At 44.4% G+C, this 17,062-nt stretch carries 16 protein-coding genes; 7 read left to right on the forward strand and 9 right to left on the reverse strand.

Features of this window, described 5'->3' with window-relative positions:
• Nucleotides 1-384: 384 nt before the first annotated feature.
• Genes BLS49_RS16955 through BLS49_RS16990 form a run of 8 tightly spaced genes read right to left on the reverse strand, consistent with a single transcriptional unit; the run spans nt 385 to nt 8,037 of the window.
• Nucleotides 385-930, reverse strand: coding sequence for a carboxymuconolactone decarboxylase family protein (locus BLS49_RS16955; RefSeq protein ID WP_091233259.1), 546 nt, complete (start codon nt 928-930; stop codon nt 385-387).
• Between the two features lie 18 nt (nt 931-948).
• Nucleotides 949-1,731 (reverse strand): ABC transporter ATP-binding protein, encoded by a 783-nt coding sequence (locus BLS49_RS16960; RefSeq protein WP_091233263.1) that lies wholly within the window; start codon nt 1,729-1,731, stop codon nt 949-951.
• A 26-nt stretch (nt 1,732-1,757) separates the two neighbouring features.
• Nucleotides 1,758-2,585 carry an ATP-binding cassette domain-containing protein gene (locus tag BLS49_RS16965; RefSeq protein WP_091233266.1) on the reverse strand — a complete coding sequence of 276 codons (828 nt, stop codon included), beginning with the start codon at nt 2,583-2,585 and terminating at the stop codon, nt 1,758-1,760.
• Complete coding sequence (locus BLS49_RS16970) at nt 2,578-3,621, reverse strand: ornithine cyclodeaminase family protein (protein WP_091233270.1); 1,044 nt, start codon at nt 3,619-3,621, stop codon at nt 2,578-2,580. The genes BLS49_RS16965 and BLS49_RS16970 overlap by 8 nt, the downstream gene beginning before the upstream one ends.
• A gap of 12 nt (nt 3,622-3,633) precedes the next feature.
• Nucleotides 3,634-4,470, reverse strand: a complete 837-nt coding sequence (locus BLS49_RS16975) for an ABC transporter permease (protein WP_091233273.1) — start codon at nt 4,468-4,470, stop codon at nt 3,634-3,636.
• Between the two features lie 19 nt (nt 4,471-4,489).
• Nucleotides 4,490-5,407, reverse strand: coding sequence for an ABC transporter permease (locus tag BLS49_RS16980; protein WP_091233518.1), 918 nt, complete (start codon nt 5,405-5,407; stop codon nt 4,490-4,492).
• A gap of 51 nt (nt 5,408-5,458) precedes the next feature.
• Complete coding sequence (locus tag BLS49_RS16985) at nt 5,459-6,994, reverse strand: ABC transporter substrate-binding protein (protein WP_091233521.1); 1,536 nt, start codon at nt 6,992-6,994, stop codon at nt 5,459-5,461.
• A 20-nt stretch (nt 6,995-7,014) separates the two neighbouring features.
• Entirely contained in the window at nt 7,015-8,037 is a 1,023-nt protein-coding gene (locus BLS49_RS16990) for a M14 family metallopeptidase (RefSeq protein WP_091233276.1), read from the reverse strand.
• 380 nt (nt 8,038-8,417) lie between these two features.
• Here BLS49_RS16990 and argH point away from each other — a divergent pair, with 380 nt between their 5' ends.
• The 7 genes from argH to BLS49_RS17025 all read left to right on the forward strand — a co-directional run bounded on the left by argH (nt 8,418) and on the right by BLS49_RS17025 (nt 16,360).
• Nucleotides 8,418-9,923: an argininosuccinate lyase gene (gene argH, locus BLS49_RS16995; RefSeq protein ID WP_091233278.1), complete on the forward strand. Its 1,506-nt coding sequence runs from the start codon at nt 8,418-8,420 to the stop codon at nt 9,921-9,923.
• 20 nt (nt 9,924-9,943) lie between these two features.
• On the forward strand, nt 9,944-10,903 hold the full coding sequence (locus BLS49_RS17000) for an amidohydrolase family protein (protein WP_091233281.1): 960 nt from the start codon (nt 9,944-9,946) through the stop codon (nt 10,901-10,903).
• 27 nt (nt 10,904-10,930) lie between these two features.
• The gene (locus BLS49_RS17005) at nt 10,931-12,283 is read left to right on the forward strand and encodes a sugar ABC transporter substrate-binding protein (protein ID WP_091233284.1); all 1,353 of its coding nucleotides are present in this window, start codon (nt 10,931-10,933) and stop codon (nt 12,281-12,283) included.
• A gap of 67 nt (nt 12,284-12,350) precedes the next feature.
• Nucleotides 12,351-13,283 (forward strand): carbohydrate ABC transporter permease, encoded by a 933-nt coding sequence (locus tag BLS49_RS17010; RefSeq protein WP_091233287.1) that lies wholly within the window; start codon nt 12,351-12,353, stop codon nt 13,281-13,283.
• Between the two features lie 15 nt (nt 13,284-13,298).
• Nucleotides 13,299-14,156, forward strand: coding sequence for a carbohydrate ABC transporter permease (locus BLS49_RS17015; RefSeq protein ID WP_091233291.1), 858 nt, complete (start codon nt 13,299-13,301; stop codon nt 14,154-14,156).
• Between the two features lie 25 nt (nt 14,157-14,181).
• Nucleotides 14,182-15,492, forward strand: a complete 1,311-nt coding sequence (locus BLS49_RS17020; protein WP_091233294.1) for an LLM class flavin-dependent oxidoreductase — start codon at nt 14,182-14,184, stop codon at nt 15,490-15,492.
• A 22-nt stretch (nt 15,493-15,514) separates the two neighbouring features.
• Complete coding sequence (locus tag BLS49_RS17025) at nt 15,515-16,360, forward strand: sulfurtransferase (protein WP_091233297.1); 846 nt, start codon at nt 15,515-15,517, stop codon at nt 16,358-16,360.
• Between the two features lie 253 nt (nt 16,361-16,613).
• On the opposite strand, the gene BLS49_RS24875 is transcribed toward BLS49_RS17025, so the two are convergent.
• The coding region (locus tag BLS49_RS24875; protein WP_175471453.1) for an LPXTG cell wall anchor domain-containing protein at nt 16,614-17,062 on the reverse strand (449 nt) is incomplete at its 5' end.

A 17,062-nucleotide genomic window follows, 5' to 3' on the forward strand; every position in this document is an offset into this window, starting at 1 on the left:
TAAAGTGTTTGACTTGCTCATTTAGAAAAACTGACGAGAATTATTCATTCTCATTTTTATACTCACTCGTTGTTCAGTTTTCAAAGATCAACTTCGTTTTTGTTGACCGCCGTGTTCAGCAGCAACTCTTATAATATAGCATGATTAATTCTGGTTTGCAATACTTTTTTGCAAAAAAATAATCCCTCAGAATTTCTGTACCAATTATTTCACTCTGAACTCGTACAGATACCTGAGGGATACCCGAAAACTGGACTCAGCTGACAAGTCTAATTCACCTTCAACTGACCCTTCATTCGATCCGAATTATATTCCATTCACTGCTCGTGCTACAAAACAAATTCGGTTTTACACCTAAACTCAGAAACATATTTGCTATACCGATTACTTGCTATTAGGCAGCACGTTTTTGTCAAACTCAACTGTATACAAATATTCATCCAGATCCACCTTAAGGGCGGAGTTGAAGGTATTGGATGCGATCATCTTGCAGCCCACGGTAGTGATCAGTACAATTTCCTCACTGCTGAAATGTTTCTTCAAACCTTCATACACACTATCCGGAATATGGTTAGGATCGTTTACTAAACCTCTGCCATAAGTAATTAGTACGTTTTCAATCTCTGTAAATTCAAATTCGTCGAAAGCAATGTTCAAATCCTTGAGCAGCTTGGCATGATAGGTTGAGCAGACAAGACAATCATTTTCTGTTGAAATCGCATAGCAGTAAAAATAAACAGCTCGGCTGCCGATGATTTTTTGCAGTTCATCTCGCACTGGATAGAACTCCATAGCCCGAAAAGACGGCATTGAATACAGCAGTGTTTTCACCATGTTCGTTACTCTTTTATTTTCCTCAATCCGCTTTTTTACGAACTCCTGAGCTTCTTGCGGCATTTCCACCAAATTAGGCAAAGGTACGATACTCATTTTGCATTCCTCCTGTAATTAATATTCAAAATAAGGCAGCTCGATTTTAGGGATCGACTGGATCAAAGTCTGGGTATATGCATGCTGTGGTGAATGGAAGACTTGCGTTGTGGCACCCGTCTCCACCACTTCCCCCTGCTTCATCACTAGCACGCGATTCGAGATGGTATAGATCACTTCAAGGCCGTGCGCAATAAAAATATAAGAGATTCCACGGCTCCGCTGCAGTTCCTGAAGCAGCTCCAGAATTTGAGACTGAATCGTCATATCCAACGCCGAGGTAGGCTCATCACATACCATAATGGAAGGCTCCGCTGCTAATGCCCGCGCAATTCCGATACGTTGGCACTGGCCCCCGGACAATTCCTTTGGATACCGATCCTGATACGATTTTGGAATACCGACATCATCCAGCAGCTTATGGATACGATTGTCAAGCGACTCTCCCGACAGTTTGAAATACAGCTTGAGCGGCTCCGCCAAAATATCTTTGATTTTGAGCCGCGGGTTCAGTGAAGATACCGGATCCTGAAAAATATACTGAATGTTCCGTTTCGTATCCTTGCTGCGCCGACTCTCCACAGGCTGACCGTCCAGCATGATGGAGCCGGAGGTCACTGGCAGCATACCTGCTACCATTTTGGCAACAGTAGTCTTGCCGCTCCCCGATTCGCCCACAATGCCCAGAGCCTCTCCCTTGGATAACGAGAACGATACCTCTTTGACGGCCGAAAAATCCGGTCCGCCCTTTCTTTTGTATATCTTACTCAAATGAGATACTTCCAGTAATGCCTGCTCCATTTCGTTTCCCCTTCCTGCTCTTCATTTCAGGGCAGTTCAGTCTGTTCCTGAAAATAAATACGAGGCATACTGTTCAGCAATTGCTTGGTATATGTGTGCCTTGGACGGGTAAAAATTTCATCCCTCGTTCCCGACTCCACCAGTTCGCCTTGCCTCAGAACCAGGACCCGGTCCGCCATTTCGTACACGACACCAAGATCATGCGTAATAAACAGGATCGTCATGCCAAATTGCTCTTTCAACTGGCGGATCAGCTTTAAAATGTTAGACTGCACCGTCACATCCAGTGCCGTTGTTGGTTCGTCAGCAATCAGCAAGCGGGGACGAGAGGACAATGCCATCGCGATCATCACTCGTTGCCTCATCCCTCCCGACAGTTGGAACGGATACTGCTTGACGACCTCGTCCGCATGCCGGATGTCGACCTGCGCCAGCAGTTTCTTCGCCTGTGCCAGCGCCTGACGTCTACTTAGCTTTTCTTTGGCATGAAGTCGAATCAGGTCCACCATTTGTGTACCGATTGTATACACGGGATTCAGGGCGCTTAGTGCATCTTGAAACACCATGGCGATCTGATCCCCGCGAATCTGCTCCATTTCTCTTTCGGAATGCGACAGTAAATCCTGCCCATTGAACCGGATTTCTCCCTCCGGATAGCTGACCGAATCTGTTGGGAGAAGGCGCATAATGGCTTTGGCTGTCACGCTTTTTCCGCTTCCCGATTCCCCGACCAAGCACACAGTCTCTCCTTGATAAATATCAAAGGACAGGCCTGAGAAAACAGGCGTGGTGACTTGATTTTTACGGAATGCCACGCTCAGATCTTTTATTTCTAGCAACTTCTCTTCACTCATATATTGTTGTCACCTCTTCCCCATATAAGTCAAAGCGGGACAGGTACTCCTCACCTAAATTCGCAAGCCGCTGCAACGCCTCCGCAGCCAGTGCCAAATCAAAAATCGGCAGGCCAAAAGCATTAAACATCAGCTTCTGTTGCTCATTTTGCCTGATCGACATCACCGGAGGGCCCCCTTCTTCACTGTCCGGCGGAAGCAAATTTTCCAGCAGCGCAACCTTCTCCTCCACCGAAGCATCAGCTCGGGCCAGTCGGAACAAGGATTGACTGCTCGTCTTCACGCCAGCCTGAAAATCGTCGCACACAATTTGATCAAAAGCTTGAATAGCCTCTGCCTCAATATCATTCATCCCAATGTGCACATACAGATGGCCACGTGAAAAATGCTCCGGTCGCAAATAAGGTGTGGCTGCCGAGGTTACCCCCAACACAATTTCTGCGAAATCCAGCCGATCCGGCAAGCTGCCATGTACCGTTCCATGAATGCCCCGCTCCTGCAATATCTCTGCAAACTGTTGATGCATAGCTTCCGCATGTGCGCGATGACGACTCCAGAAATGCACTTCTCTCAACCGAGGAAGGAACGGAAGTATCCCCTCCAATTGACGAACAGCTTGAAATCCGGAGCCACAAATCAAAACAGACCGAGTCTCAGGATTCGCCAGGTACTTCAGTGCTGTAGACGATACGCCAGCCGTTCGCAGACCACTAATCAATTGCCCCTCCACAAGTGCGATGGGAACCCCCGTCTTCAAATCATTCAGAACGACCACCGGATTCGTGTAATCGGCATGTCTCGAGGTTTTAGGAACATGGGTTGTCCATTTGACGCCAGCCACATTAGCCTTGGACAAATAACCCGGCAAGGAGTAAAAAGCGCCTGTCTCCAGCTGCTGCGGAATCATGGATACTTCCTGTCCGCATACAGCCTGAGCCGCTCTTTTTTCCATAAAAGTACGCTCAACAATTTCCTGTGCAACAATTGCATCGGCAATGCCGCTTCTCCTCACTTGTGCCCTTGTAACAAGGTACATGAGGCCACCTCCTTATCCTTCCGACTTCTCCCGTAGCCAATCACTGAACAAATTGATCGTCAGAATAACAAAAGCAATCACCAGCCCGGGAATGGTGGACAGCCACCAGGCCGAACTAATGTAATTTTTTCCGTCATTGATCATTCCGCCCCAGGTTGGCGTCGACACGTCCACACCAAGCCCCAAAAAGCTGAGCGAAGCAGCAAGCAAAATCATCCGTGACATTTGAAGAGAAGCCTGTGTCAGAATGGTAAACCATGTATTCGGCAAAATATGCCGCCACATAATGATCAGGCTCGGGACCCCCATCGCTTTGGCCGCTTCGACAAATTCCATTTCCTTCAATGAGAGCACCTGACTCCGAACCACTCTGGCAAAGGTTACCCATCCGGTAATCGAAAGCACGATTACTATGTTAGTGAGCCCGGAGCCAAGCACAGCGACCATAACAATCGCAAGCAGCATGCTGGGAATGGAGAGCTGGATGTCTGCCAATCGCATCATCACTGCGTCCACCTTCCCTCCGAAATATCCGGCGATAATTCCGATCGCACTCCCGGTTATTCCTGCAAACAACACCGATACAATACTCATCCAAAGAGATAACTGCCCCCCATATAACAATCGGCTTAGCACATCTCTGCCTAATTGATCGGTTCCAAGCACGCTGATCCCCGGATGAGAAGTATAGTGACTTAAAGGCGGAATCAGAATATCCTGCAAGGACTGCTGATACGGATCAAAGGGAGCAAACCACGGGGCAAAGATGGTGACTGCAAAAATGATGCCCAACAACCCGATGCTTATGATTCCCTTCCAATTCCCCCGCAGTACGAGTTTCTTCTTCATGGGCCATTCCTCTCTTTACTTATTGCACTTTAATTCTCGGATCAATCCAGAGATAAACCATGTCCGTTATAAAGCTAATCAAAATGTACAAAATGCTGATAATTAAAATACTCGCCTGAACAAGCGGAAAGTCTCGATTGCTGACAGCCTGCATAATTAATTGGCCTACACCCGGCCACGAGAAGATCGTCTCTGTCACCACAGCCCCAGCGATCATAACCCCGAACTCAAGACTAATGACCGTCACAACCGGCAAGAGGGCATTTTTTAACCCACGCTTCAGTACCATGCGACGTTTGGAAAAGCCTTGCGCCGTATTCGTAATCATGTAGCTTTGCTGGAGCACATCCATTAACGAAGAGCGCATTGTCCGAGCAATCGGTGCAATCGGATAGGCTGCCAAGGTCAGTGCAGGCAGAACCAGCGAGATTAATCCGTTATTCCCTGAGGTCGGAAAAAGATGGAGCTGATTCGCAAAAATCATAATAAACACAATCCCTACCCAGAAAACAGGCAGAGATTGCGTGATAAAGATCCAAATATTGATCAAGTAATCAATAAAGGTGTTCTTCTTATAAGCGGAAACTACCCCGGCAGTTACACCGATTACGACCGCAATCAGAATGGCGGATACCGCCAGATCCATGGTCGCCGGCATTCGCTCCAGCACAAGCTGGAGCGCCGACTCCTTGAAGTACAATGAATTCCCGAAGTTACCTGTTACCATATCCTTTAAATAATCAAGATACTGCACAAGCAAAGGGCGATTGAACCCCAGACTTTCCCTTAATGCGGCAACCTGCTCTTCACTCGCCTCCGGCGGCAGCATGAGACGGGCCGGGTCTCCGGACAGACGTATAATGAAAAATACGACCGTCGCCGCGCCAAGTATGGCAAGAAGGGATTGCAGAAAACGCTTGACTATATATTGTCTCAATCCAAACACACTCCCATCCCGCATTCAGGCTGTAAATAGAGGGCTTGCCTCTTACTTGCTGTCGGCTGCCTTCATGGTTGCAACCGGGATTGAGCCATCAATGCGGCCTTCCCAATTCAGCTTTTTGGATACACCATAATACTGGTTTTCTTGATAGAGAAAAATTCTTGGTGCATCTTGGAGCACAATTTCTTCAATTTCTTTATATAACGTTTTGCGGCGTTCTTCATCGGTAGTTCCTCTGGCTTCCTCGAGCTTGGCATCCACTTCCGGGTTGCTGTAAGTCGAATACGATTCTCCAGAGTGCAAAATGGCATAAATAGCGGCATCTGCATCCAGTGTGTTGGTGCTACTCCAACCTAGAACGTACATGCTGTTTTGCTTGCCAGATGGAACCAGCGTACGATAAACAGAGCTCTCCACATTATTTACAGTAATATTAACGCCTATGGCCTTCAATTGCTCAGCGATGACTTGAGCAACATCTGTATTTTTAATGTACCAGTTGACCGTATCGAGTGTTGCAGAGAAGCCGTCTGGGTAGCCGGCTTCAGACAGAAGCTGCTTAGCCTTATCAGGGTCATAGCCATACGTATCGAATTCACCCGCATAACCAAAATCCTTTGGCCCGATCAAGCTTTCTGTCTGTACCGCTGCTCCGCGAAGCACATTGTCCACAATTGATTTCGTATCGATAGCATAGTTCAAGGCTTGTCTTACCTTTGGATTATTAAATGGCTCTACATCCGTCTTGAAACCGACATATACCGTATTTCCCGCACGTTCCACAGAGGATAGCTTAGCATTGGAGGAGCCTTCAATCTTCTCCCGATCCTCCGGAGAAACTGCGGTAATAAGATCAACTTCACCGTTAAGCAGGGCACTAACCCGGGTAGATGCTTCCGGAATCGAACGGAAGGTAATCTTCTTCACCTCTGGCTCGCCATTCCAGTAATCCTTATTGACTTCCAGCACTACACTGCTACCCTTGTTCCACTCTACAAACTTATATGGGCCTGTTCCGACGGGCTTCTGTGCAAATTGCTCCTGTCCAACCTCCTCGGTATATTTCGGAGGCACAATTTCGGTTGGATAGCGGTTGAAGCGGGTAGGAACGAGTGGGTCCGGGTTTTTGGTAATTACGTGTACGGTGTAGTCATTTACCACCTGAACCTCTTGAATTGTAGAAATATAGCCGGCCGTCGGCGCATTATTGTCCGGATTCAATACCCGATCGATCGAGTACTTCACAGCTTCCGCGTTGAAAGGCTCGCCATTCGTAAATTTAACATTTTCACGAAGCTTGAATTCCCAAGTGTTCTCATCCACTTGACTCCAGCTTGTAGCTAGTCCAGGAACCAGTTGCTCATTTTCGTCCCGCTTAACCAAGGTGTCAAAAATATTGTCCACTACCTGGGCATTTTCCGTCAAAAATCCCGGGTCCAATCCATTAACGTCAAAGGCTCTGGCAATGGTGATCTCCAAGGAACCATCCTGAGCCGCTCCCTTTTGCGAAGTTCCGGTAGAGCATCCCGCCGCCACCATCGTCAAAATAAGCAGTAGAGCAAGTAATCCAGTTTTTTTCATCTCTGTCATTCCTTCCAAGTCTATTTTTTCTCTATTTTTCCTAACATGACCGCGTATTCTCCCTTTTTCAAAGAAGAGGCAGTATGAATAGATAACACCAAGGCCTGATCTAGCGGATTCACAATTGACTTTTTGAGAAAGTCAGGATAGCTCATTACCTCAAGCAGAACGTCTCCTTTTTTAACAATCGTTCCGGCAGACGCATGCTGAAGCTGTAGCCCGTCAACCTCAAAGCGAAGCTCTGTGATCTCCTTCACGCAATAGGTCTTTCTATCCCGAGGATTATCTAATTGAGCTGCAGGCAGCATCGAGACTTGAGCGAGCATGGACAGAACAGATTGCACATGATGCTTAACCGCCTCGTTCGTCCAATTTAATCCGCCCCCGCTTTCCAGCAATACAGCAGGAATGCCCAGACGGCACACCTCATTGATGAACATTCCCTTGCTTTGTTCACTACATTCATAGATAGCTGTCAATTCCACATCCCGAAGGAGGCGCATTGCTTGTTTGAAGGCTTCCTTATCATTGCTCGCCACCATAGCAAAGGGACACACTTCCAAGTAATGCCCTCCGCCGTGCAAATCGATAAAGCAATCGGTCTGATCCATTATTTGTCCAAGGAGCCAACGACCATAACGATAAGAGTAGCTGTTCATCGAAGGATCGCTGAAAATCCGGTTCATATTTACCTGATCTATAGGATGACCGTTAGACTTGGCCAGGAAAGCGTTCGGATTGGTCACCGGACTAATGGTTACAGAGCCTTTAAGCTCTTTGGTATCAATCCACTCTATCAGATGCATGCATGCCAAGATCCCGTCATACTCGTCTCCGTGAAGTGCTGCCTGCACCCAAACCGCCGGCCCCTCCTTCAAGCCATTCAGCCGAAAGAAGATCGTCTCTTCATCCTCGAAACGCTCATGGATGGCCGCGATCGAATCAGGACATTGATTAGCCTTCGCCTCGGCCATAGTCGAAAAATGTAATATTTTCTCTTTAAACATAACCACGCCTTCTTTGAACAATAATTTAAGCTGCACGCATCAGAATATCCTATTAAACAAATCGGAATTAATAATTATTATTAAACTTTGAAGGAATTTTGTCAACAAATTTCTACAATAAACGATAAAAAACGACACAACCATATCATACTGGATGCGCCGGAACATGATTATAAATAACCTTCAGCAACAGCGTCAACAAATATTGCTTTACCGATATACTCATATTTTGTCACAAAAAAATATATTGCAGACAATTTAAAATAATGCTATGATTTTTATCATACAATTCCACTAGGAATAATAAACTTTTTTTCAACCGGACAACCGGAGAATTCGCACTAGCGATATCTCCGGTTGTTTTTATTTTTTCTGCTACTTATCTTAACAAGATTTAAAAAGGGAGGGATTAATATTTGGCAACTAAAAGGCATGTACAAGAGGAGGGACTTCAATTCCCCGGTAAGACCTACGTGGAAGCCGTGCTTGAACCCGCCTACAATCATGCAAAGCAAGAGCTACTCTTACCGATGATTGCAGTACATAAAGCACATCTCATTATGCTGCTTGAACAAAGATTACTTTCTCAAAAGGATGCCTTAAACATAGCAAAGGCATTGTTAAGCATTGATTTAGAGCAATTAAGATTAGGAAATTACAATGGACAGTTTGAAGATTTATTTTTTGAAGTTGAGCATAAGCTTCTGAAATTATCCGATGATTCTTCAAATAATCTGCATCTTGCACGCAGTCGCAATGATATCGGTATTGCGATTTACCGAATAACGTTACGACAAAAGTTACTCCGAACACTTAGCTCCGCTTTAGAGCTAAATGCTAGCCTGCTGACTTTTGCCAAGAAACATATTGATACGATATTTATCGCCCATACGCATACTCAGCAAGCACAGCCTACTACAATCGCCCATTATATCGCTGCGGTAAGTGATTCACTAGCCAGGGATGTTCGCAGGCTTCAGGCTGCATATGCTAATTGTAATTTAAGTAGTCTGGGAGCTGCTGCTCTAACTACGTCAGGCTTTGATATCAATCGTGAACGTGTGGCAGAGCTTCTGGCGTTTGATGGACTAATTGAAAACTCTTATGACGCGGTAAGTGGAGCAGATTATGTTGCTGAGATTGTTGCAAGCATTCAGCTAGCTGCGATTAACCTCGGCCGTTTCGTTCAAGAGCTATTGCTGTGGTGTACTCAGGAATTTGCGGTCGCAAAGGTTGCTTCTCCTTATGTACAAATTAGTTCCATTATGCCGCAAAAAAGAAATCCTGTTTCTATCGAGCACATTCGATCGTTATTATCCAGCATTGCTGGAACTTCACAAACAGTGCTCACCATGATTCATAACACACCTTTTGGCGATATAGTCGACACGGAGGATGATATGCAGCCCTATGCTTGGAAAGGTCTTGATACGCTTGAGGTTGTCTATAGACTGCTCTCAAAGGTGATTGATTCATTGGAAATCAATAAAGACGTACTTCACAGACGTGCTGCAGCCAGCTTTGCAACAGTAACAGAGCTCGCAGACACATTAGTGAGGGAAGAAGGAATTCCTTTCCGCAATGCTCACAAAATTGTAAGCATACTCGTGTCACAGGCAGTTGAACAAAGTAAAGGAATTAGTGATTTGAGCCTGCAATCACTTAATGAGATAGCTATTCATACGATTGGAGCCCCTCTTAAGCTCAGTAGGGAGAAATTGAAGCTAACTCTAGATCCTAAGCATTTCGTCAACATCCGCAAGCTTCGAGGAGGACCAAGTCCAAGCGAAATAACAAGAGCATTGGAAGACCAGCAACATAGATTGCACAGCTTGGAGCAATGGCTTAGTGAACGAGAAACATATTTAGCTACTGCCTTAGCACAGCTCGATGCTATCCTATCAAATTGGCAATACAAGTAAACAAAAATGGAGTGAGCAATATGTTTCGCAAATCATTCAAGGTATTTGATATTCACGGACATCTACCCTACCAGCTTCAATTGGGCGGTAAAAACAGTCATGCTCTTATTTCAAGTTACGGTGCTGAGCGCAGCGAACGTATGCGTCTGACATGGGATTTCCCCGAGACAGCACCTGTACATAACGAAAATGATACTATCCCTCTAATTGATCGATGGGTTCAGGAGCTTGATAAATACGGAATAGGTGGACTGAACTTTTTGACAGCCTCAAGTAATAACAATATGGCTGACCAAATTGCTCGCCATCCAGACCGGTTTACTGGCTTTGCCTATCATTCTATTGAGGAGGAAAATGCCGAGGCTGAGCTACGCAGAGCTGTCAATGAACTTGGACTGAAGGGCTACAAATTGTTTGGACCGTTATTATCACGACCGTTTGATGATCCTTCATTCACACCCATTTGGACCTTTCTATCAGAAAAGAAACTACCTGTACTCATACACTTCGGCTTGCTTGGTCATGCGGGAGGCATAGCTCATCATCCCAATATTAATCCTCTCGCTATTTTTAATACTGCTCGTGATTATCCCGACATTCCATTTATTATTCCTCACTTCGGAGCTGGATATTTTCAGGAGTTGCTGCATTTATGCTGGAGCTGCCCAAACGTGTATGTAGATACGTCAGGCTCTAACCAATGGATGCGCTGGATGCCATACGAGTTGACTTTAGAATCTGTACTTCGTAAAACCTATGAGTTAATTGGTCCAGACCGAATTATATTCGGTACTGATGCTAGCGGGTTTCCAAGAGGTTATCCTTATCGCTACTTACAGGATCAAGTTCGTGCAACACGTGATCTTCGTATACCAGAAGACGACATTGAAAAAATATTTGGCAATAATGCGCGTCGCCTACTAAATCTTGAACAGCTACTATTTAATGACTCACCCAAAATACAAGCTTTCCAAGTATAGATTAATAAAAAACAGGAGTGGATACCCATGCAAAATCAAAAATGGTTAGGAACAATAACAACCTTGCTTATCATCATCTTGGTGATTTCTGGATGCGGCAGTAGTAATAATCAAAAGGTAGACCCGAAGCAGTCCAATACAGCGAATGAGTCTAAAGCTCCAGAAAAGTCAGACTCTGATAAAGAAGTAACGATTGAATATTGGCAATATGAATTTCCAGCCAAGGTTGAACTGATTGATGAACTTATTGTAGAATTCCAAAACCTTCATCCAAACATTAAGGTAAAGCAAACCAACTTCCCATATGACCAATATAATCAAAAGGTAGCAACGCTTGTACCAGCAGGAAAAGGCCCAGATATTATTAATTTGTATTATGGCTGGTTACCAAAATATGTTGCTGCAGGCTACTTACAACCACTACCTGAGAACAGCTTCCCCACTACGGAAATTGAAAACAACTACTATCCGCTAGTTGAAGCTGCCAAAATTGACGGTTCCTACTATGCAATTCCTACTGCAGTGCGTACGCTCGCTTTGTTTTACAACAAAGACCTGCTGAACAAAGCTCAAATAGCGGAGCCTCCAACGACTTGGGAGCAGCTTGTAGAAACCTCTATAAAACTAACAGAGACTGATGCTAAAGGTCAGTTTGTTATAGAAGGCTTGGCTTGGGAGCCTGGGGCACAGCTGCATCACTGGTATCGTGATGGACTTCTACCCCAAGCGGGCGGCCAAGATTTGAGCGAGGATCGTCGCAAAATTCTATGGGCGGATACTCCTGCCGGCTTGGAGGCTTTCCAATATTTACTCGATTTTGCCATCAAGCATAAGGTTGGAATTAATGGCTTCTATGAAAATGATAGTAACGCCTTTATGAATGGCTACGCGGCACTCAATATTGACGGCTCTTTCCGTCTAGGCTCCATTAAGAATGATTTTGCTAATTTGAACTTCGGAGTTGCACCACTTCCATCGTATAAAAGCAAGTCCACACCTTCCTCCTTCTGGGCAAACGCAATCCCGAATAACGTAGAAGGTGAAAAGTTAAAAGCTGCTGCTGAGTTTCTGAAATTTTTGACAAGCAAGGAAGTTCAAGAAAAATGGGTTGACCGTATCGGAGAACTGCCTGCGCAGAAAGCAGTAGCAAGTCAGGATAAATATGTTAATGATGAGAAACTAGGCCCTTTCATCGCTCAGCTTGATTATAGCCGTGCGCATTTCTTCATAGATGAAACACAGGAAAAAACACTTTTTGTTGATGCGACTAATGAAGTATTAGTAAACAATGTTCCTGTTGAAAAAGCCTTCACCGATCTTGTAACAAAAGTGCAAAAGCTCTACGATGACTACTGGGCTGAGGTTGACAAAAAAAGTTAATAGTAGGATTAGCGGCGCTTAGCTTATTGCTAGCGCCCTATCCTTCTTAAAAGGAGGATAAACATTGATGCTCACACATGTCTTGAGACTCACTGCTCGAAAAAGCAGGGAGCTGTTCCGTATAAGGCTTTCCTATCGGACGCAGCGATACCTGTTTATTTATATCGTGCTAGGTATACCATTATTGTATTTTCTCAGCACACGTATAGTCCCTATTCTGTATGCCTTTAATGTAAGCGTAAGGGATTGGAATTTGTTGTCCTCGGATCAGCCCTTCGTCGGTTTTGAAAATTTCAGTTTATTATTCAACGATGGAATTTTCAGAAAATCAATTGTAAATACATTTAAATTCGTTGTTATAGGCGTTCCAGGCCAGCTTATTGTTGGTCTAGCCGTCGCATTGCTTCTGCAAAGTATTCATCGTTTTCGTGGTTTTTTTCGAACGATCTATTTTATCCCTTACGTGACAAGCATTATCGCAGTTAGCTGGGTATTCCGCTGGATTTTAATGCGCAATGGCTGGTTAAATGAAGTATTGCTACAGTTAGGACTGGAGCCGCAATTATTTTTGCAATCACCACATCAAGCTCTAATTCTCATTACTTTAACGATGATTTGGCAAAGCATAGGCTTCCAAATGTTAGTGTTTATGACTGGACTAGAGGCTATACCTCGAATGTATTATGAAGCTGCGTCTATTGATGGAGCAGGTGCATGGAGAAAATTTGTTCATATTACGCTGCCACTATTGAATCCTGTTATCGTTTTTTCAGCGGTTATTGGCGTCATTGCTTATCTTCAATCCTTTGGACAGGTGCTAAGCATGACCAACGGGGGACCATTAAATAGCACAACGACGATGGTACTCCACATTTACAATTTAGCATTCCTGCAGTTTAAGATGGGAAGGGCAGCCGCAGCAACGGTAGTGCTGTTTGCGATTATTTTATTGCTCACTCTACTACAATTAAAAGTCTTGAAGAAAAATGTAGAATATTGATAGGAGGCCGATAAAATGAGCTCAGTAAGAGAAATCCGGGCAAGCAATAGATTTCCCGTTGAGAAGCTTCGCATGATATTTGTTTATTTATTGCTTATAGCCGGTGTCGGTATTATGCTGTTTCCCTTTCTATGGATGGTCGCGACCTCCTTTAAAATTCCACAGGATGTATATAACCTGCGCTTGATTCCAGAGACAATCACTTTTGATAACTATGCTACGATTTTTAAAAAAGCTCCATTTAGCGAATGGATAAAAAATACTCTTATTATTTCTCTAATTGCAACTACTACCGTAGTCATTTTTGATACTGCAACAGGCTACGTACTCGCCAAATTTTCTTTTATCGGCAAGCAGCTTATTTTTATTATCATTATCAGCACGATAATGGTGCCAACGGAAATGCTTATTATTCCGTGGTATTTGATTGCAAACGAGTTTGGATGGTCAGATACCTATTGGGGGGTGCTGTTCCCTGGTATTATTACAGCCTTTGGTATCTTTCTTATGAGGCAATTTATGGACTCCATCCCCTCTGATCTGCTTGATGCAGCCCGTGTCGACGGTCTTAATGAGTGGAGTATTCTCCTTAATATAGCTATCCCTCTCGTAAAGCCTGCTATTGTTACCCTGATCATTCTCACATTTATCGGGAATTGGAACCAGTTCATTTGGCCACTTATCGTATTACAAACCGAAGAAAAATTTACATTGCCTGTCGGGATTGTTTATTTCTCCAGTGAGCTTAAGGATACGAGTAATTGGATTCTTATCATGGCAGGAACAACCATTTCAATTGCTCCACTAATCCTGATATTCCTTATTTTCCAAAAGCAAATTATACGCGGCATAGCACTTAGTGGTATGAAGTAAGAAAGGGGTAGTAAAGGTGATAACGATGAGCGAACCAAATCGCAGAATGATATTAAATCTAGTTCTCCAAAATTCAGGCTCCCATAAAGGAGCCTGGCGCCATGAAAGCGCGCAGTTAAATGAGATTCACGATATAAAGCAATATCAACGAATTGCTCAAAAAGCTGAAGCTGCCCGGATAGACTCGCTGTTTATTCCAGATGGTCTGTCCATTGAAGTTAAAGCGGTACAACATAGCCCAATTTTTGGCTTTGAACCTCTAACCTTACTAGCTTCAATCGCCACTGTGACGGAACGGATTGGTCTAATCGCCACTGTATCTACTACCTTCAATGAGCCCTACAATATAGCTAGATTATTCGCATCACTTGACCATATTAGTGGTGGTCGAGCAGGCTGGAACATTGTAACGACGGGAGTTGAGCGAACAGCGTTCAACTTTGGCCTACCGCAATTGCCCCCTCATACGGAACGTTATGAGCGTGCCCGTGAATTTACAGAGGTAGCATTAAAGTTATGGAATAGCTGGGACTCTAACGCGCTGGAGCAGGACAAAGCTTCAGGGGTGTATGCACAGGTTGATAAAGTACACGATATCCATCATGAAGGAAATTACTATTCCGTACGGGGAGCATTAAACATTATGCGCTCACCTCAAGGTAGACCACTTCTTATCCAAGCTGGAGCATCCGAGGACGGAAAAAATCTTGCAGCTGGGTTTGCAGAATTAATTTTCACGATTCAGCAATCCATTGAGGATGCACGTCTCTTTTACAAAGACATTAAAGACAGAACCGTAAAAGCTGGACGATCCCCTGATCAGATAAAAGTACTGCCAGCCCTTCATGTTATCGTTTCTGAAAATGAAGAAGATGCACTTAAAATAGCTATTGAGCTTCAGCAGTTCGCACCTATTGAAAGAGCTGTTATGTCATTATCAAATTTACTTGGGATTGATTTCTCGGGCTACCCGCTTGATGAGCCATTCCCCCCACTTCCTGATATAAATGGAGGAAATGCTTATCAATCCTTTTATCAAATGGTGCAAAAAGTGGTGAATAATCAGACGATAACCCTTCGAGAACTAGTTCAGAAGCATTGGGTTGGGAAGGGTCAGCTAAACATTGCAGGTACACCAAAGCAAATAGCAGATGTTATGGAGGAATGGTTTACTAGTGGTGCTGCTGATGGCTTTACCGTCATGCCTGAGCTAGCTAGTGGAGGAGCAGAAGCCTTCCTTGATCTAGTTGTTCCTGAATTACAACGCCGTGGCTTGTTTCCAAAAAACTACACGGGGCAAACATTAAGAGAAAATTTGGGCTTCGAACCACTTTAATTTTAGAGGGGAGCTTGCTAATTTGACTGATCAACATTCATCTAATATTAACGGACATCTGCTTGTAGATTCCGAATGGCTGGAAGAGCATAAAAATCATAAAGATATTATTCTGCTTGACGCTAGAGCAAAAAACTACGAAATCTCGCATATTCCGAGCGCCTACTGGCTGAATGTCAAAGAATTAAAAGAACATACCAAAAAAACGATTGTCCACAAAGAGAAGCTGGAAAATTTGCTAGAGGGCTTCGGTATAACCAATGAGTCAACTATTGTAATTTATGACGAAGGCAGCAATGTGCTCGCGACACGCGCCTTTTATGTTCTTGAGTATTATGGGCTACGAGATCAATTGAAGCTCCTTAATGGTGGCTTTGCGGTATGGATTGCAGAAGGCTATGAGGTCTCTAGCAATCTGCCGTCACCTCGCACGGAGGGTTCGATAAGTTTAACTGCTAACCCTTTTCTCATTACTTCCAAAGAGGATCTTCAGGATGGACTACAAAATGCTATTCTTCTCGATACACGTAACATCTTGGAGTATACCGGTGAGGACAAACGTGCTAATCGAAGAGGTGGTCGTATTCCCGGCGCCATTCATAAAGAATGGAGTGACGCACTGCAGGAAGCAGACGAGAATGGGGTTACCCGCTTCAAGAATCCCTCTGCCTTAACAAAGGAGTTTCTTGAAGCAGGTGTCCAGCCGTCAAAAACAATCATCCCTTATTGCCAGTCCAACCAACGAGGGGCACATACCTATTTTGTTCTACGATTAATTGGCTATCCCGATATACGTCCATATGAAGGGTCATGGGACGAATGGGGAAATGATGAATTTACGGAGATTGAGTTGTTTAGCAAAAGCTGATTTTGGTCAATCGAGTAGGAGGCTACCCATTAGTTGAGCAGCCGACCTCTCACACCACCTCGGTATACGGCGGTTCAACCGTTTATGTGCAATTGACGCAGACGCTCGTATTGGGCAGGGGAGTCATAATATCCTGACCAATACGAGCTTTTCGTTTGTAATAGAGCGCGGACTTCCACCGCCTAGTGATCGCCCATACCAGGCGCACATAAAAAAGAAGTAAAGAGTTGTTCCTCCTTACTTCTTCATTAGATTAATTAGTTTTTTTACCTTTTTTCCTTAGCACTAAACCAATGAATGCAGTAAATAACCCAACTAAATAATACGGAAGTGAGCTTGATTCACCTGTTTTAGGCAAAGTTTTTGACTTTGTATTCTCAGTTGTCTCTGGTTCTTTTTTCAATACTTCCTCTGTTGGAGCAGGAGACACTTCAATAGAAGGTGTTGCACTAGGATCTGGCGTCTCAATTGGACTTGGGATAAAGAAATTAATACCAGAAGTCGGCGTTGGTGTCGGATTTGCTGATGGTGTCGATGTTGATGTTGCTGCAGGTGTTGATGTTGGGCTTGGTGTCCATACCGATGTCCATGTTGATGTTGATATTGATGATGGTGTTGGCGTTGGCGTTGATGTCGGTGTTGGCGTCGGCTCAGGTGTTGGTGTTACTGTCGGCGTTGGTGTCGGTTCAGGTGTTGGTGTTA

This window comes from Fontibacillus panacisegetis (assembly GCF_900102215.1).
GTDB classification, from domain to species: Bacteria; Bacillota; Bacilli; order Paenibacillales; family Paenibacillaceae; genus Fontibacillus; species Fontibacillus panacisegetis.